Source organism: Turicibacter sp. GALT-G1, from assembly GCF_025594995.1.
Lineage (GTDB): Bacteria > Bacillota_I > Bacilli_A > MOL361 > Turicibacteraceae > Turicibacter > Turicibacter bilis.
In genome coordinates this window covers 44,657-63,021 of sequence record NZ_JAMQUS010000065.1, presented here as the reverse complement: position 1 = coordinate 63,021, position 18,365 = coordinate 44,657, and the positions used below count along the sequence as shown (strand labels likewise).

The window sequence follows — 18,365 nt, the reverse complement described above, 5'->3', positions numbered from 1 at the left end:
ATTATCTCCTACTCGATTAAATAGACAAGTACTGTTAGATAAAAATGTTGTTTTTAGCCTTTATAATCTAATTCGGTTAGAAATAACTTTTGATATGAGGTTGTTTATTATCAATATGATTGTTTAATGCAATTAAAAAAAGTCATTTAAGAATAATTCCTTATTCCTAAATGACTTGAATGAACCTTAGAACGTTATCCTTTGCTTCCTCCATCCTTAATTGAAAGGTCAGGGAATATTGAGTGGAAAGGTAGAAGATTGGTGTTTAAAGTTCCTATCTCCAACCTCATCTATCGAGAAAACAATTAAAAATCCGATTCCTGTTTTAGAGTCAAATGTTTCACTTTTAAAAGAATTACTTAAGCTTTATGAGATAAATTTAATGGTTGAAGGGTATTATGTTTATGATGAACAACAGCTTTGTTTACAACTAAGCTCCGTATCGCAAAAGTTAAATTTTATCAAAGAACAAGAGCTTCAATGTTTTTTTAAACAACTCTCAACAAAAGCAACTTCAAAAACAACTTTGAATGATGATCAGCTTCAACGTATTTTTTCTTTTGTGATTTCAATGCGTTATGTTGAATATTTAAGAGGGTTTTACAATGAGCTGAGTTTAGTTGATAAGGTGCACTTATCGTCTACCTTAAGCCGATGTTCAAAGGAGTTACTTGCATTTTTTGTCAGTCCTAATTCTTTGACAATTCAAAAGATACAGCAGTTTAAACACAGATATTTAGAAGTTCCATCTCAACGAATACATCAACTGCAAACAAAATTATTTCATGAATTAGAAAGGTGGGCGCTAGCCCATCCTGATCTTGAATTTATGAGCTTCAATGAGAAAGTGCTAACTTTTTCTGAAGGATTTCAATTCTCGCACTTAGACCGCAAAGAACCCTTTGTCATTTTACATGACTCATAACTCTTCGCCATTGTAAGCTTTAAGAAATTATGGTTTAATTATCCATATTAATTAAATGAGGGAGAGGTAAATATGATAAGTATCCGCTCAATGGATGCAACTGATTATGAGAAGGTTGCCAACATCTATCAACAGGGAATTGATTCTAAACAATGTACATTTGAGACAGAAGTACCAACCTGGGAGAGTTTTGATCAAGGACATCTTCAGTATCCGCGATTAGTAGCAGTTGATGAACAAGGACAGGTCTGTGGATTTATCGTCTTGAGTTTAATGAGTTCAAGACGATGCTTTCGAGGAGTTGCCGAGATTAGTATTTATTTAGATCGAGCTTATACAGGACAAGGGATTGGAAGAACCTTAATGAATGAAATGATTACTCAATCAGAAGAAGCGGGGATTTGGAGTTTATTTTCTGGAATTTTTCCAGAAAATAAAGCAAGTATTGCACTTCATCAACGATGTGGTTTTCGAGAAATTGGTTATCGTGAGAAAATGGGAGAAAGCGAGGATGGTACTTTTCGAGATGTTATCTTTTTTGAGCGTCGAAGTCAGATCATTGGGTAGATGATAATTTTGTAATTTAATCTATCTTTGAGTTTCGCCTAACATTTAAACGCATATAGTAAAGTAGACAGTTAAAGTGAGGCGATACAATGGAATATGGTATTAGTGGTTATCAAACTGATTACCGATTTATGAAAAAAGAGGTGATTCAACTTGCTCATGAAACGGTTCCGTTAACGGGAACTGAACAAGTCGATCAAATTTATTTATTAGGAACTAAAGAGGATGATAATTTAATTTATAGCGATATTGCATTGGTTGTTGAAAATGGAGCAACTGGAGAAAAAAAGTTTTACCCAATTCCAACTTCAAAAGGAATGGGGGGCGGGATAGATCTTGTAGATTTTACGCATGATGGTTTGTTAGACGTGGGGGTCTATATTTTTAGTGGTGGAACCGGAAGTCAAGTCGATTATTATATTTTCTTTAATCAAGGTAAGGCAGTACAACTTGGATTTAGTAATAAATTATTAGAAGAAAAATTTAAATTTCAAGTCACCTACTTACCTAAGTATCAAGTCGAAATTAAAAATTTGAATACAAATGAGACAACTATTTTAGATTTATCAAGACGGAGTCCAGATTATTTAGAGGCGATTTACGATACGCAAGGGAATTTAAAAAATCCATTATTAGGGGTTGTCGCTCCTGTCAGTGATTCAAATCCAATCAATAGTAAACATTACTCTCAAGGTCATGATCTGATTTTAACCCAACGAATATTAGGCCGTTCACATAATGATACGTTAGGTTATGTTCAATCATACATAGGGTTTGATGAAGGAAAATATTATGTCTATCGTACGCTAATTTCACAATAATAGGCGATTTAACTAAAAATCATGATTAAAAGTTAAAAAAAATCAAATACTAAAGGTCAGAAACTGTATTTTATATGGGAGTGATATGGATGACAATTGAAGCCTTTGTATTTGGAGCTATTTTTGAAATGTGTATTACTTATTTAATTTTATGTGAATTATTTTTTTAGATATGAAACATTAAGTCATGAAAAAAACATCATCTTAACTAAGGATGATGTTTTTTTTCATTATTAGCAGGTTGATAGGATAAGGAACCTGTTAGTAAAGCTAAAATTAACATTTGAATGAATAATAGAAATAGACTCGATAAGTTAGCCAATTGGAAAAATTGAAGATTAGCATCAGGGGAGGATATTTTATTAATGACATAGAGGTAATGATTTAAGTTTGGGTTGATGGCTTTTTTACATTGAATTCGTTGGATTAAGTCTAACTAAAAGTCAGGTGATTGGTCATTCTAACCTAAGGTGAGATAAGTTTCATTTCTAATGGTTGCAGGAACAGCCCCATGTAATCACATTGTTTTCTTACTAAGAGATATGGGCTTACTTGAGGGGCTTCAATAGTTAAATAACTCACCATAAGGGCATGCTTCTCGAGCAAAAGTTTAAATTTGAATATGACGCTCACTAAACATTTCTTCGCTAAAAGTAGGTAAATGAGCCTTAAGTTTTACATTGGCTTGTGCTTGTGTTTCAAGTATTGGATGAAATCAACAAATGAAGCTAAGTAATAGTAATAGCCTGTATTTTTTAGATACATCATAGAAAGCCCTCCTACACCATACTGTGTTAATTGTAGCATGTAGATGTATTTATGCGAAATATTTCCATAAAAAAGAAGCTATCGATGAGATAGCTTCTTCTTAAGTGACAGTATGGTGGAGTAAATAGTGTGATGGTGTATGAGATGTTGGTAGTTTTATAAAGTGATAAAAGGATTATTTGTTAGTAAAAGGTAAAGAAATAAATAATGTATGAAGTATAATGGCTATAACAATGGATTAAAAGTGTTTAAAAGATAGAAGTTTAAATAAAAATTTAGTAAGGATATAGGAGAATGATAGGTAATGTATGAATGTTTATGTTTAGAAAAATTTAATCAATTGTTTGATTGTGTCTACTGTCCTTAATCGACTGAGGATACCGGAAGTGATTAAGTAAATAGATTTTGTTAAAGTGTTGTAGGAAAGTTGGATATTAGACTGAATTAGGAATGTTTTTAGGATGTATGAGTGATTTGGTATCCTCAATATACCATATGAAAATAAAGAAGAGTTGTCTGTGTTTATGTCATCAAAAATAAAAAAAACACCTTAATCGGTGTTTATTGTTCGGTTTGGTACCAATGGCCGGACTCGAACCGGCATGAAGTAAGCTTCGGTGGATTTTGAGTCCACTGCGTCTACCAATTCCGCCACACTGGCATTTACAAATTTATTATATCATATCTTATAGCAGTTGCAAGTGTTTTTTTCAAAAAAATTCCAATTGTGAACGGTAGTATATCATTGTGAATGAATTCCTAATGTAAATTTTAATTAGAAAAAAATAGAAAAAATACAAAAAAATCAACAAATAATACTCATTTTTTTAAAAAAGATGCGTATATTATAAATATAAAACGCTTTCTTTTTTTGAGGGGTAATCTCATTAACAACAGATAATAAAAAAATCAGTGTGGTGATCCGATGAATGAGTGAGATTAGCAGAAAAGAAAAGGCGTCTAATGAAACCATTTGGAGGGATCAATTATGAACGTATATTGGAAACCTACAGTGAATCAAATGATGAGTGAAGATGTTTTTAATCAATCACTACAAGAGGTTGAATGTAAGATTTCAGCTTGGGGTCAACGTGAGTTAGCATTAAGTGGTTTCTTATTAGCTTCATTTGTTGAACAAAAAGTAGAGGAATATAAACGTTCGTTTATTCAAATTGAAATGCCGTTTCATACAGAAGCAGAGTGTCAAGCTTATTTAGATGATTTTTATCATGAATATGCTGAAGTTATTAAATTATTTCCTTATGACCGTTGGGTATGGGTTAAAAAACTAGAAGTGATACAATATGGGCCTTATGATATTCAGTGTGTTCATGTTCCTAGCCAAGTGCTAGATCATAAAGAATTCCCATTAGGTTAAGTTAGTATAGATGAGTTTGTCAATATCAAAGGAAAATCAATATAAGTCCGGAGAAGTTTTTTATATTGGAAAACTTTTAGTTGGACTATCGTCAGTTTTAGTATTAAAACAATTGAGCAACTAAGACTGATATCCAGGGATGAAATACACTTCTGTTTTCATAATTATATAGTTCTCTAATATATCTAAAATAAAAAGAGGGGGGGATTTCTAAAATTCCCCTCTTTTTCAAACTAGTTAAAGTCATTATCAGAATTAGACTTTATTTTAATTCATCGATAAACAGCTATTGAGGCAGAGTTGACTAATAAAAGAATATTTTCATTTAATAAGGGATAGGGTTAGATAAACCTTTTGATCATTTATCTAACTCTTTTAATTGGAAAAAAATTCATGAATAAATGAGTAAAAAAATTGTTTACAAACGTCAGTAAATGGTTTAAAATAATCAATGTGGAAAACAAAACAAAAAATGTCTCGGTAGCTCAGCTGGATAGAGCAACGGCCTTCTAAGCCGTCGGTCGGGGGTTCGAATCCCTCCCGGGATGCCACTTAATTGAACTAAATGACTACAACGGTGTAGTTTTTTTAATGTCTAAGCGTTAGGTGTATATTAACGTCCGATGTTGGTCGTTTGTTTAATGTTTTTGAATAAAAAATGTCTCGGTAGCTCAGCTGGATAGAGCAACGGCCTTCTAAGCCGTCGGTCGGGGGTTCGAATCCCTCCCGGGATGCCATTTGATAGAAGATAATGAACTACATAATTGTAGTTCTTTTTTTTGTTGTTTAAAAAGGAAGATGAAACGGAAAAAAACTAAACTCAAGTGAATATTAAACAAGGGTTGTTTACAAGATAAACGCATGAGGTGAAAAGATGGCAATGATTTATGACTTCCCGACAAATTATGAAGAAAAGATCGATCAAGCAACTAAATTAATGGAAAAGGGTTATATTGACCAAGCAATTTGTTTATTAGAAGATTTTTTAGAAGTTGTTAAAGATCAAAAGATTGAGTTCGAAGTGAAAAAGCAATTGATTACGGCCTATATGTTAAAAGGCGAATTTGAAATGTGTGAGGCACTTATTTTAGAAATAAAAGCGGCAAATTGTTTAGACTTAATTGTAGCGGCCCATGATATATTAGTCACGATGTTTCAACTTCCAGGTGATGTAGTAGATACCAAGCAGTTAGAATATGGTCGAGAGTTAGGGTTAAACGTTTTAACGAATAAGAACCTCATTGAATTGGTTTATCAATTAAAAACATACTATGAAAGTTATTGGTATGAAACGATTGATAAAAAAATTCAAGTGTTAAAAAATGAATCTAGCTTTGAGACCCGATTGATGGTGTTATCTGATTTGCAGGCAATTGACCCGATTCAATTAACGTTATTTCAAGAGGAATTTGAGTTTATTTTAAATAATTGTTCTCAGCCTATTATCAAAACCATGTTATTTGAATTATTAGTACAAAAGGGAATTGAATGTGAAGTGAATTTTGATAGTGAAATGATGAGTAGACAACTTAAAACAACTGCAGATAGTTTAGATGAATTTTATGAGCAACTCAATCAGGCCATTCACCTTCTCTTTGAAATTGAGGTGGATGAGGACACAAGGCAATTACTCAAACAACATCTAATCTTCTTTTACCAGTGTCTCTTTCCGTTTGTAGATGAAGTTAATCCAGGGGAAGTCGTCCAAGAATTAGCTCGTATGCTCTTAGGGATTGAACTGGAGTTAGTTAGGCAGCAAAAGGGGCTTGATGATAAATTAAATACAATGACTGACATCACATACAAAATGAGTCAGTATATCCTAAGTTTATCATCATTAATGTAGAAATTAGGAAAAGCCTATGTTATAATTTAAAAGTTGTTACAAAGATGTAAACGCAACGTTAATAGATGGAGGTTATTAGACATGTCAGTTAAAGTTGAAACAGTAGAAACTAATAAAGTAAAATTAACAATCACTCTTTCAGCAGAATCATTCGATAAAGCATTAGATGCTGCATTTAAAAAAGTATCAAAAAATTTACAAGCACCAGGATTCCGTAAAGGAAAAATGCCTCGTCCAATGTTTGAACAAAAATTTGGTGTTGAAGCATTATACGAAGATGCATTAGATGCATTATTACCAAAAGCATACATGGATGCAGTTGCTGAAACAAACATTGCTCCAGTTGCAGCACCATCTTGGGATATCAAACAAATTGGAAAAGGACAAGAATTAGTTGCTGAAGCAACAGTTGTTGTTAAACCAGAGGTAGAATTAGGACAATATACTGGAATCGAAGTTGAAGAATTATCAACTGAAGTAACAGAAGCAGATGTAGAAGCTGAATTAGAAAAATTATTACAAAACCATGCTGAAATCGTAGTAAAAGAAGGTGCAGTTGAAAATGGTGATACTGCAGTTATCGATTACGAAGGATTTAAAGATGGTGTAGCATTCGAAGGTGGAAAAGGTGAAAACCATCCATTAGTAATCGGATCTAACTCATTCATTCCAGGATTCGAAGAGCAATTAGTAGGAATGAATGCTGGAGAAACTAAAGAAATCACAGTAACTTTCCCAGAACAATATCATTCAGCTGATTTAGCAGGAGCTGAAGCAGTATTCAAAGTAACATTACACGAAGTAAAAACTCGCGAATTACCACAATTAGACGATGAATTTGTTAAAGATTTAGATCGTGAAGGAATCGAAACAGTTGCTGACTTAAAAGCAGATTTAGAAAAATCAATCAAAGCTCAAAAAGAAACTGCTGCTCGTAACCATGTCATCGATACAGTAGTTGAAAAAGCAACTGAAAATGCTAAATTCGAAATCCCAGCTGAAATGATCGAGGGAGAAGTTGCTCAAATGGTTCGTGAAGCTGACCAACGTTTCCAAATGCAAGGATTTAACTTAGATTTATACTTCCAATTCACAGGAATGGATATGGATAAATTCAAAGCTCAATTACGCCCTGAAGCAGAAAAACGTTTAAGCTACAACTTAACATTAGAAGCAATCGTTAAAGCTGAAAACATCGACGTAACTGAAGAAGAAGTGAACGCAAAATTATCTGAAATTGCTCAAGCATACGGACGTGAATTAGAAGAGTTAAAAGCTCAATTACCAAGCTTAGCAATGTTAAAAGAAGACTTAAAAGTTCAAAAAGCTGTTGACTTCATCGTTGAAAAAGCAGTTCGTAAATAATTAATTGATTTATTTGATCATTATTTTTAATGAGGCGCGTAGCATTCGTGCCTCATTTTGTGCAATATAAGAGGTTGCAAAAAATGTCTAAAATGGACATTAATAATTTGGAGGGTAGCTGAATATATTGATAGTAGTTACTCAATAATGAGATTTGTCACTGTATGGAGGTGTAAAGGATGAATAATATTGATATTACCTGCTCATTTTGTGGGAAAAGTCATGATGAAGTCAATAAAATAATTGCTGGACCTGGGGTGTATATTTGTGATGAATGTATCCAAATGTGTTCGGAAATTATTGAAAATGAACAGTCTGATGAGTTAAGTGAAGAATTTAAAACTTTACCAAAACCAAAAGAAATTTATGAACTATTAAATGAGTATGTCATTGGTCAAGAGGATGTTAAAAAAGTATTAGCTGTAGCGGTATATAATCACTATAAGCGCCTAACTTCAAATAATGAAGCTAACGACGATGTTGAAATTTCAAAAAGTAATATCTTATTACTAGGATCAACAGGTAGTGGAAAAACGTTATTAGCACAAACTTTAGCCAAAGTGTTAGATGTCCCATTTGCGATTGCCGATGCAACATCATTAACAGAAGCGGGATATGTTGGAGAAGATGTTGAAAACATTTTACTTCGCTTGTTACAAGCTGCTGATTTTAATGTTGAAAAAGCTCAACGTGGAATTATCTACATTGATGAAATTGATAAGATTGCTCGTCGCTCAGATAATCCGTCAATTACTCGTGATGTTTCGGGTGAAGGGGTTCAACAAGCCTTATTAAAAATTTTAGAGGGTGTTGTTGCCAATGTTCCACCACAAGGTGGACGTAAGCATCCAAATCAAGAGTTCATTCAAATTGATACAACAAACATCTTATTCATGGCTGGTGGAGCTTTTGCTGGAATTGAAGAAGTGGTTAAACGTCGTATCGGTAAGAAAGTCATTGGATTTGGAGCGGATTCAAAAGCTAATAACATGAGTAAAAAAGAAATCTACAGTCATATCCAACCGGATGATCTTTTAAAGTTTGGATTAATTCCAGAGTTTATTGGACGTTTCCCGATTATTGGAGCATTAAACCCATTAGAGGTAGAGGATTTAGTACGTATTTTAACAGAACCAAAAAATGCATTGACGAAACAATATAAAAAAATCTTCCAAATGGATAATGTTGTATTAGAGTTTGATGAAGGAGCGATTTCAGCTATTGCTGAAAAAGCAGTTGAACGTAAAACCGGAGCTCGTGGATTACGTTCTATCATTGAGTCAATCATGACAGATGTTATGTTTGAAATCCCATCAACAGATAATATTGAAAAATGTATTATCACACGTGATGTGATTGTGCATAATGAAAAACCGACATTAGTTTTTAAAAATGATGTAGCATAATTAGTATTTACTAATATTTTTAAAGTTTTTTGTGCTATAATAGAAGATAGAGTAAGGAAGCGAATAGCTTCCTTTTCTATATCATCTGAAGTGTCCGCTTATGATATAACTTGAAGTTGTTGATCGAAAATTAACCGTACAACAGTGAATGTCAACATGAAATTCCTGTTATCGACCAAAATATGTGGTGTTAAAAGTACTAGTGAGGTGAGTGGAAATGAGAATAGATGTAAACAGTGTCGAGATGCATACGTTGCCTGTTTTACCAGTTCGCGGCGTCATCTCATTACCAAATACAGAAGTTCGCTTAGAAATCGGTCGTCCACAATCGATTGAGGCATTAGAAGCATGTGAAGCTAATGGAAATTATGTGGTATTAGTTTCTCAAGTGGATCCAAATGTAGAAACGCCTCAAAGTGATGATTTATTCCAATACGGGACGATTGCTAAAATTACAATGAAAATTAAACTTCCAAATGGGCATTATAAAGTTAAGTTTAATTCGATTGCTCGTATTGAAGTTGAAGAGTATACGCAGCTTGAACCGTACTTTGAAGCAGTGGTTAAAACCATGCCATCCGTTTTAATGGATTCTGATCAAGAAGAGGCGATGCTTCGTTTATTAATGGAGGAAGTATCTGAACATGGAAGTTTATTATTTGCACATCCAGCTGATGTCACAGCGTTAATTGATGGGGCAGAAACAGCAGAAAAGATTTCAGATATTATCGCTTTTTATTTAAGAATTTCTGAAGAAGATAAAATGAAGTATTTACAAATGACTTCAGTTGAGGAACGTTTAACGGCTCTTTTAAAAGAAATTGAAAAAGAAAAGCATATTGCACAATTAGAAATGAAGATTAATCAAGAGGTTAAGCGTTCGCTTGATGAACATCAAAAAGAGTTTTATTTACGTGAAAAAATGAAAGCTATTCAAAAGGAACTAGGTGATGACTATTCGAAAGAATCGGTGAGCCAAGAGTTCCGAGAGAAAGTGCAGTCGTTACAAATGCCGGAAGCAGTGAAACAGAAGGCACTCGAAGAAATTAAGCGTTTTGAGATGTTACCGGCTAATTCAAGTGAGGCAGGGGTTGTACGTACTTATTTAGAATGGTTAGTAGCAATACCATGGAACGTACAAACAGAAGATAATAAAGATATTTTATTTGCTGAACAAACATTAAATGATCAACATTTCGGTTTAGAAAAAGTAAAAGAACGTATTTTAGAGTATTTAGCGGTTAAAACAATGACAGGGAAAAATCCATCAACAATTTTATGTTTAGTTGGTCCTCCAGGTGTAGGAAAGACATCATTAGCGCGTTCAATTGCTGATGCTTTAGGACGTAAGTTTGTGAAAGTTTCCCTAGGTGGTGTCAAAGATGAATCTGAGATTCGAGGCCATCGTCGTACTTATCTAGGCGCATTACCAGGGCGTATGATTCAAGCGATGAAAAAAGCTGGAACAACAAATCCGGTTTTCTTATTAGATGAAATCGATAAAATGGCAAGTGATCATAAAGGCGATCCAGCTTCTGCGATGTTAGAAGTTTTAGACCCTGAACAAAACAGTCATTTCAGTGATCATTACTTAGAAGAAGAGTATGATTTATCACAAGTTTTATTTGTTGCAACAGCTAACTATTTAGAAAATATTCCAGCACCACTTCGCGATCGTATGGATATCATTCATGTAGATAGTTATACAGAGCAAGAGAAAGCTGAAATTGCAACGCGTTATTTAATTCCACGTCAATTAGAGGCACATGGATTAACAACTGAGCAATTAACAGTAGCTGATGGTGTTGTTATGGAAATGATTCAATATTACACACGTGAAGCGGGAGTTCGACAACTTGAACGATTAGTTGGATCAATTTGTCGTAAAGTAGCTAGAAAATTATTGACTGAAAAGTTAGAAACTGTTCATGTCAACTCAGAAGTGCTTGTTTCATTACTTGGTAAACATAAGTTTACTCATGGATTAGTGGAACAAGAAGACCAAATTGGAGTGGTAACTGGATTAGCTTATACACAATTTGGTGGTGATATTTTACCAGTCGAAGTGACGTATTATAAAGGAACTGGGAAAATGGTTTTAACAGGTAAATTGGGAGATGTGATGAAAGAATCTGCACAAACAGCGATTAGTTATGTTCGTGCGAATGCAGAACGTTTCGGAATTGATCCATTAATGTTTAAAGATCATGATATTCATATCCATGTTCCAGAAGGAGCAACTCCAAAAGATGGCCCATCTGCTGGGGTAACGATGACAACAGCTCTTGTCTCAGCATTAGCGAAAAAATCTGTTAAGCGTGAAGTTGGGATGACAGGTGAAGTAACATTACGTGGCCGCGTGTTACCAATTGGTGGATTAAAAGAAAAATCAATTTCGGCTCATCGTGCGGGATTAAAAGTTGTTATTATGCCAAAAGATAACGAAAAAGATCTAGATGATATCCCACAAAGTGTGAAAGAAGATATCACATTTATCCCAGTTTCAACAATTGATGAAGTATTACAGCAGGCATTACGATAAGGTGTTGATTATATGCAAATTAATAAAGCAGAATATGTAAAAAGTTGTGTTCGTGCGGAACACTATCCAACGGACGGATTACCAGAGATGATTTTCGCAGGGCGTTCGAATGTAGGAAAGTCGTCTTTCATTAACTCATTAACAAATCGCAAACAATTAGCGCGTGTATCAAGTCGTCCAGGGAAAACTCAGACATTAAATTTCTATAACATTAATGATATGATGTATTTAGTTGATGTTCCTGGTTATGGATATGCAAAAGTTAATCGTTCATTAAAAGAGTCATTTGGACGTATGATTGAAGAGTATCTAGTCGAACGTGATGAGCTAATCTTAGGTGTTTTGCTAGTAGATTACCGTCATAAACCGACTCAAGAAGATATTGCGATGTATAGTTTATATAAATACTATGAGATTCCAACTTTAGTGATTGGAACAAAAAAAGATAAAGTTAATCGCAGCCAACATAAAAAACAAGAAAAATTAATTAAGGAAACCCTTGATTTTGATGAAAATGATGTGTTTGTTGCTTATTCTTCTGAAACACATGAAGGACGTGAAGAAGTATTAGAGATTTTTGAAGATTTAATCAAACAATATCATGAAGTACTAGCTGAAATGGCGCTTGAAGAGGAATAGAAAAAAGCTTCCCAATTTTTGGGGAGCTTTTTTTAAAGTTAAATGATCATTATATGAAAGAAGATGGAACATTAGAATTTTTTTGTATAAATCATTTCAAATTTATTTCAAATGCAATGGAGATAATGTATAATTAGTGGTGAAAAGTGGATATATAAGCCATCATTTATAGTTTTATTATTAGATTAATAGATATTTGTTGAGGATGCATGATAAACACACTTTTTGCTGATGATACGAAAGAATGTTACCTATTCATCGTAGATAGGTCATTTAGTTATAATCGATAAATTAAAGAAACAGAACTTGATATATCACTGATATAAGAGTTGATTTATAGGAGGTTTCAACCATGTTTAATCACTACTCAGTATTACTTCATGAATCAATTGAAAATTTAAACATCAAAGAAGATGGAATTTACGTTGATTGCACATTAGGTGGAGGAGGCCACAGTAGCGAGATTTTAAAACGACTAACGACTGGGCATTTGTATTCATTTGATCAAGATACATTTGCTATTGAAAATGCAACGAAACGTCTACAAGCGATTGGAAATAATTTCACGATTATTAAAAGTAATTTTGTTCATTTGAAGGACGAGTTAAATGCACGAGGAGTTGAAAAAATTGATGGAATTATTTTTGATTTAGGTGTTTCATCTCCACAATTTGATACACCAGAGCGTGGATTTAGTTATAACCATGATGCAAAATTAGATATGCGTATGGATCAAGAAGCCGAATTATCAGCTTATGAAATTGTTAATGAGTGGGAATATAAAGATTTAGAATTTATTTTCCGTGTTTATAGTGATGAGAAGTTTTCAAAACAGATTGCACGTGCTATTGAGCGCTATCGTGAAAAGCAGCCAATTGAAACGACATTTGAATTGGTTGAAATCATTAAATCGGCGATTCCTGCACCTGCGCGTCGAAAAGGTGGACATCCTGCTAAACGTACCTTCCAAGCATTACGTATTGCAGTCAATGATGAACTAAAAGTATTCGAATATGCTCTAAAGGATGCCATGGATATGCTTGCGATTAATGGGCGTGTTGCGGTTATCACTTTCCATTCATTAGAAGATCGAATTTGTAAACATATGTTCAAAAAGAGAAGTGAAGCGAAAGATATTCCACGTGGATTACCAATTATTCCTGAGGAATTCCAGCCAGAATTTAAGGTCATTACACGTAAGCCGATCGTTGCTGACGAAGGGGAATTAGCAGAGAATAATCGCTCGCATTCTGCTAAATTAAGGGTAGCAATGAAGTTAAAATAGGATAAGGGGGAAAATAGATGAGTCCATTAAAAAGACAGGTTGAACAGCAACAGCCGCTTCAAAGAAGAACGGTTAAACCAACTCAAAAACGAAAAGCGAAGAAAAAAGGATTATACTCACTACAAGGATTAGTAGGGATGACAGTCGTAGGAGTATTTCTTCTTTTGATTGGACAACTGTATTTAGATGCTCAAATTAATGAGCTTCATTATCAGGTAGAGAGAAAGAAACTTGAAATTGACCAACAAGTGGTCGTAAATGAAGAGTTATATTCAAAAATTTCAGAATTATCGACCTATTCACGTGCGATGGAAATTGCGAAAGAAAATGGTCTTTCAACTTATGAGAATACGATTACGATTGGAGAGTAACTTCGGTTACTCTCCGTATTTTTAACATCAAGAAAGAGAATGAGTTGTGAGGTTGATGTAGGTGAAACGAAAGAAACAACAATTAAATAACTTGGGGAGATGGACACTGGTCATAACGACAGCTTTTTTTGGAGTGCTATTTTTATATGTAGCTGGTTGTTTTGTTAAAATTGCGGTAACGGGACAAACAAGAGGGACGGATTTATATGAATTTGCTCTTGAAAAATATTTAGTCGAGGAAGTTGTAACAGGAAGACGTGGCACTTTATATGATCGTGATGGAAATGCTTTAGCAGAACAATTAACTTCATATACCTTATACGCCAATTTATACGAAGAGTATGGTGACGTGGTTGAGGATATTGATGAGACAGCAGAGAAATTAAGTACAGTTATTGATTTGTCAAAAGAAGAAATTGTTGAAATTTTATCGAAAGATGCTTATCAAGTAGAGTTTGGGACAGCAGGGCGACAGTTAACCTATTTAGAAAAAGAAAAAATTGATCAATTAGGATTAAGTGGAATTGGATTCCGACAAAATACTAAGCGATTTTATCCAAATGGTATTTTCGCTTCGCATACGCTAGGTTATACGAAGCTAAATGAAGAAACAAATGTCTTAAAGGGTGAAATGGGATTAGAACTTTATTTAGATGAATATTTAGCTGGAAAAGATGGAGTTATCCAATATATTAAAGATAAAAAAGGTTATTTACAGCCCAATAAAAAAGAATATGTGATTCAACCAGTAAAACATGGTTATGATTTTTATTTGACACTTGATTCAACGATTCAGACTTTTTTAGAGGAAGCGATGAATCAAGTTTGGGAACAAGCTAATCCTGAAAGTTTAGTAGCTGTTGTGGCTAATCCAAAAACGGGTGAAATTTTGGCGATGGGAAGTCGTTCGAGTTTTGATCCTAACATTAGAGATATTGAGAATTATAATAATCCAGTTGTCTCTGAACCATTTGAACCGGGATCGACGATGAAAATTTATACTTATGCAGCAGCGATTAATGAAGGAAAGTATTCAGGGAGTCAGTTTTATGAGTCAGGATCTCGCTTAGTTAATGGATCAACGATTCGAGACTATAATACAACTTGGGGAACAATCACTTATGATGAAGGATTTTATCGTTCCTCAAATACTGCGATTATTGATATGTTAACGAATTGGATTAGTCCGGATAAATATATTGAATATTTAGAAGCGTTTGGATTTGGAAGTCAGGTAGGATTACCACTTCCATCAGAAAGTGCTGGAACATTGCCAACAGATTGGGATTTAACACAAAAAATGACGGCTGGATTTGGACAAGGGATTTTAACGACTCCCATTCAGCATATTCAAGCTATTTCAGCTATTTTAAATGGTGGGCAAATTATTAAACCTCAATTGATTTCACAAGTCTATGATTCAAATACTGAGGAAATGATTTATGAATTTAAAGCAGAACTGGGAGAAACACCAATTACCGCTCAAACGGCTGAACAGGTAAAGCAGTTAATGGTTGGTGTTACTTCAAATAAAACCGGTTCTGGGCGACTTGCGTATAGTTTAAATGGTTTTACAAGTGGTGGGAAGACTGGAACAGCTCAGATTGCAGATGGAGCCAATGGTTACTTAGCCAATGAGTATCTGTATAGTTATATCGGATTTGCTCCAGCTGAAGATCCGGAATTGGTGATGTATGTTGCAATGAAACGACCTGAAACAGGTGGACATGATCAATTAGGACAAATTTATCGCTTTGTTATGCAAAATTCGTTAGTCTATTTAGGAGCTGAAAAAACACCAGTCGTGGATATTGCTGATGTTTATCAAAATACAGAAGTTCCACAGATTATTAATGAATCAATCGAGGAAGCCGTTCTAAAAATTGAAGAGGCAGGATTAACACCAATTATTATTGGGGATGGAACGCAAATATTTGCTCAATCTCCAAAAGCAATGTCTTCTGTTAGTGTTGGAAGCAAGGTGTTTATTCAAACCTCAAAAACATATGCCTTACCTAATTTTACTGGGTGGACGAAAGATGAAGTGGTTCAGTTTGCGATGTTAACAGGATTACAGGTCGAGTACATGGGAGAAGGATATGTGTTGGAACAATCTATTCAACAAGGACAGTTGTTGACAAATCCAATTGGAATAACGCTGACGTTAACGAAAGATTTAACTCAAATTAATGAAAAACTTAACTTGCAAGAAGTTCAGATACAACCTGAAGATTTAACAACTGAATCCAAAGATGAAGGTTCTCAATAAATAAAAAAAGACCTAATTGCTATATCGGAGCAATTAGGTCTTTTTTTTGTTTACATAGAGAGCAGTAGATGAGTCTAGATTCATCACATGAAGTAAAAATAGTTTTCATAAAGAGTAAATAAGTGTAATAAATTTGAATAAAAGGGATTTGAAGTGAAGGATTATGTATTTACTCAAGCGTGCACTCATATATTTACTATGGATGTAGAAGAGGTAATAAACGAATCTTAATTCAATTCAATAAGGGGGATAAGAGATGAAACAGTCAGGAGTTATACAACGACGATTAGTCGTATTGCTCTCAATCATTTTAATTTATTTTATAGCACTGTTTATTCGACTTGCGTATTTGCAAATTTTTAATTCAGGGACATTGGTTGACCGAGCCGAATCGTTATGGTCACGAAATTTACCGATTGAAGGACAACGTGGTATTATTTATGATCGAAATCATGATGCAATTGTTGAAAATGAGGTGGCACCATCTGTGATTGTCATCCCAAAGCAAGTCACAGATGTTGATAGAACGTCTGAAGTCTTAGCTGAAGTGTTAGAAGTAAGCGTAGAAGAAGCGAAAAGGCATGTCACACATGGTGTTTCCATTGAAAGAATACAGCCTGAAGGACGTAAACTTTCACTTGAGCAAGTTCAAGCTATTCAAGAGGCTAATTTGGATGGGGTATATCTGGTGAATGATGTGAAACGAAGCTATCCATATGGAAATTTATTAGCTCAAACAATTGGATTTACAGGAATCGATAACCAAGGAATTACTGGTCTTGAGTATGTGTATAATGATTACTTAATGGGAGAAAACGGGGTATGGAAATATTTTTCTGATGCCAAGGGGAACTCTTTACCACAATTTTCAGATGATTATGCTCCCGCTTCGCGAGGATTGGATATTGAGCTGACGATTGACTTACATTTACAAGAAATCTTGGAGCGAGAGTTTGATAATGCAGTTGCTAAATATGATCCTGATCAAATGATAGGTATAATTATGGACCCAAATACAGGTGAAATTTTAGCAATGGCCTCGCGGCCAACCTATGACCCTGAAAACTATCAAGATTATGATCAAGAAATTTTTAACCGAAATTTACCAATTTGGTCAACGTATGAGCCAGGTTCAACCTTCAAAATTGTAACTTTTTCTGCTGCGTTAGAAGAAGGAGTCATGAAGCTTGAAGATCGCTTTTTCGATCCTGGTTATGCCATTGTTGATGGAGTACGTATTCGTGACTGGAAAGCTGGTGGACACGGTGATCAATCGATGTTAGAAGTCATTATGAACTCATGTAACCCGGGATTTATTGAACTTGGGCAACGTTTAGGGAAAGAGAAATTATTTGAGTACATTCGAGCTTATGGATTTAATGAAAAAACGGGTGTCGATATGTTAGGAGAATCTCAAGGAATTATCTTTAATCCAGACAACATTGGAAATGTTGAGCTAGCGACTTCATCATTCGGACAAGGAAACTCAGTTACACCGATTCAATTAGTAACAGCAGTGAGTGCCGCTGTAAATGGTGGAAATTTAATGCAACCTTATATTGTGAAGCGAATGTTGCATCCCTATACGAATGAAGTATTATACGAACGCGAGCCAAGCATCAAACGTCGTGTCATCTCTGAGGAAACATCGGAAACGATGCGTTATGCCTTAGAAATGGTTGGTGCACAAGGAAGTGGGAAGGGTGCGTATATTGATGGGTACCGTGTAGGAGGTAAAACAGGGACAGCCCAAAAAGCAAAAGATGGAGCATATATTAGCGGAGAGTATATTCTTTCGTTCGTTGGAATTGCACCCATGGATGATCCTCAGTTAGTTGTTTATGTAGCAATTGATAACCCGAAAAACACGGTTCAGTATGGTGGAGTTGTTGCCGCCCCAATTGCCCGTTCAATCTTAGCAGAGGCACTACCGTATATCGGAGTTGAACCTCGTGAAGAACAAATTGAGAAAAAATATCTATGGACAGATACAAAATATGTAACGGTTCCAGATTTTGTTGGGAAGGAGCCGAAAGAGATTGAATCTTCTTATCTGTATAATATTGAATATCACGGTGAAGGGACAAAAGTTATTTCTCAACAGCCAGCAGCCTTTTCACGTACCATTGAAGGTGGAACAGTTAGATTATATTTAGGCAATTAATATAAAGATTGGAGAGATA

13 protein-coding genes and 3 tRNA genes are annotated in these 18,365 nt (G+C 34.5%); 15 read left to right on the top strand and 1 reads right to left on the bottom strand.

Going from position 1 to position 18,365, the window contains the following annotated elements:
- Positions 1-238: 238 nt before the first annotated feature.
- The 3 genes from NEH74_RS11370 to NEH74_RS11360 all read left to right on the top strand — a co-directional run bounded on the left by NEH74_RS11370 (position 239) and on the right by NEH74_RS11360 (position 2,313).
- The gene (locus tag NEH74_RS11370) at positions 239-925 is read left to right on the top strand and encodes a hypothetical protein (protein WP_262941396.1); all 687 of its coding nucleotides are present in this window, start codon (positions 239-241) and stop codon (positions 923-925) included.
- A 72-nt stretch (positions 926-997) separates the two neighbouring features.
- A complete protein-coding gene (locus NEH74_RS11365; protein ID WP_055304633.1) occupies positions 998-1,492 on the top strand; it encodes a GNAT family N-acetyltransferase in 495 nt (164 codons plus the stop codon).
- Between the two features lie 89 nt (positions 1,493-1,581).
- Positions 1,582-2,313: a hypothetical protein gene (locus tag NEH74_RS11360; protein ID WP_055304635.1), complete on the top strand. Its 732-nt coding sequence runs from the start codon at positions 1,582-1,584 to the stop codon at positions 2,311-2,313.
- Between the two features lie 1,342 nt (positions 2,314-3,655).
- Here the strand turns inward: NEH74_RS11360 and NEH74_RS11355 are convergent.
- Positions 3,656-3,742, bottom strand: a tRNA-Leu gene (locus NEH74_RS11355).
- A 327-nt stretch (positions 3,743-4,069) separates the two neighbouring features.
- On the opposite strand from NEH74_RS11355, the gene NEH74_RS11350 reads away from it, so the two are divergent.
- From NEH74_RS11350 to NEH74_RS11295, 12 genes are all read left to right on the top strand, one after another.
- Complete coding sequence (locus NEH74_RS11350; RefSeq protein ID WP_055243202.1) at positions 4,070-4,459, top strand: hypothetical protein; 390 nt, start codon at positions 4,070-4,072, stop codon at positions 4,457-4,459.
- A 474-nt stretch (positions 4,460-4,933) separates the two neighbouring features.
- Positions 4,934-5,010, top strand: a tRNA-Arg gene (locus NEH74_RS11345).
- A 109-nt stretch (positions 5,011-5,119) separates the two neighbouring features.
- A tRNA-Arg gene (locus NEH74_RS11340) sits at positions 5,120-5,196 on the top strand.
- Positions 5,197-5,333: 137 nt separating this feature from the next.
- Positions 5,334-6,305, top strand: coding sequence for a hypothetical protein (locus tag NEH74_RS11335; RefSeq protein WP_055304637.1), 972 nt, complete (start codon positions 5,334-5,336; stop codon positions 6,303-6,305).
- Positions 6,306-6,386: 81 nt separating this feature from the next.
- Entirely contained in the window at positions 6,387-7,670 is a 1,284-nt protein-coding gene (gene tig / locus NEH74_RS11330) for a trigger factor (RefSeq protein WP_055243200.1), read from the top strand.
- 179 nt (positions 7,671-7,849) lie between these two features.
- Positions 7,850-9,076: an ATP-dependent Clp protease ATP-binding subunit ClpX gene (gene clpX, locus NEH74_RS11325; protein WP_055304639.1), complete on the top strand. Its 1,227-nt coding sequence runs from the start codon at positions 7,850-7,852 to the stop codon at positions 9,074-9,076.
- Positions 9,077-9,293: 217 nt separating this feature from the next.
- Positions 9,294-11,618 (top strand): endopeptidase La, encoded by a 2,325-nt coding sequence (lon, locus tag NEH74_RS11320; RefSeq protein WP_055304641.1) that lies wholly within the window; start codon positions 9,294-9,296, stop codon positions 11,616-11,618.
- 12 nt (positions 11,619-11,630) lie between these two features.
- Positions 11,631-12,257 (top strand): ribosome biogenesis GTP-binding protein YihA/YsxC, encoded by a 627-nt coding sequence (gene yihA / locus NEH74_RS11315; protein ID WP_055274997.1) that lies wholly within the window; start codon positions 11,631-11,633, stop codon positions 12,255-12,257.
- 352 nt (positions 12,258-12,609) lie between these two features.
- Positions 12,610-13,542, top strand: a complete 933-nt coding sequence (gene rsmH / locus NEH74_RS11310; protein WP_055304642.1) for a 16S rRNA (cytosine(1402)-N(4))-methyltransferase RsmH — start codon at positions 12,610-12,612, stop codon at positions 13,540-13,542.
- Between the two features lie 17 nt (positions 13,543-13,559).
- Entirely contained in the window at positions 13,560-13,913 is a 354-nt protein-coding gene (locus NEH74_RS11305) for a hypothetical protein (RefSeq protein ID WP_055243195.1), read from the top strand.
- 61 nt (positions 13,914-13,974) lie between these two features.
- Entirely contained in the window at positions 13,975-16,182 is a 2,208-nt protein-coding gene (locus NEH74_RS11300; protein ID WP_055304645.1) for a penicillin-binding protein, read from the top strand.
- 256 nt (positions 16,183-16,438) lie between these two features.
- Complete coding sequence (locus NEH74_RS11295) at positions 16,439-18,346, top strand: stage V sporulation protein D (protein ID WP_055275001.1); 1,908 nt, start codon at positions 16,439-16,441, stop codon at positions 18,344-18,346.
- The last annotated feature ends 19 nt before the right edge of the window (positions 18,347-18,365 follow it).

What these genes read in the sequence shown, in the direction of transcription:
- NEH74_RS11365 (WP_055304633.1), top strand. Translation starts at nt 998, where the DNA reads ATGATAAGTATCCGCTCAATGGATGCAACTGATTATGAGAAGGTTGCC.
- NEH74_RS11360 (WP_055304635.1), top strand. Translation starts at nt 1,582, where the DNA reads ATGGAATATGGTATTAGTGGTTATCAAACTGATTACCGATTTATGAAA.
- NEH74_RS11350 (WP_055243202.1), top strand. Translation starts at nt 4,070, where the DNA reads ATGAACGTATATTGGAAACCTACAGTGAATCAAATGATGAGTGAAGAT.
- NEH74_RS11335 (WP_055304637.1), top strand. Translation starts at nt 5,334, where the DNA reads ATGGCAATGATTTATGACTTCCCGACAAATTATGAAGAAAAGATCGAT.
- tig (WP_055243200.1), top strand. Translation starts at nt 6,387, where the DNA reads ATGTCAGTTAAAGTTGAAACAGTAGAAACTAATAAAGTAAAATTAACA.
- clpX (WP_055304639.1), top strand. Translation starts at nt 7,850, where the DNA reads ATGAATAATATTGATATTACCTGCTCATTTTGTGGGAAAAGTCATGAT.
- lon (WP_055304641.1), top strand. Translation starts at nt 9,294, where the DNA reads ATGAGAATAGATGTAAACAGTGTCGAGATGCATACGTTGCCTGTTTTA.
- yihA (WP_055274997.1), top strand. Translation starts at nt 11,631, where the DNA reads ATGCAAATTAATAAAGCAGAATATGTAAAAAGTTGTGTTCGTGCGGAA.
- rsmH (WP_055304642.1), top strand. Translation starts at nt 12,610, where the DNA reads ATGTTTAATCACTACTCAGTATTACTTCATGAATCAATTGAAAATTTA.
- NEH74_RS11305 (WP_055243195.1), top strand. Translation starts at nt 13,560, where the DNA reads ATGAGTCCATTAAAAAGACAGGTTGAACAGCAACAGCCGCTTCAAAGA.
- NEH74_RS11295 (WP_055275001.1), top strand. Translation starts at nt 16,439, where the DNA reads ATGAAACAGTCAGGAGTTATACAACGACGATTAGTCGTATTGCTCTCA.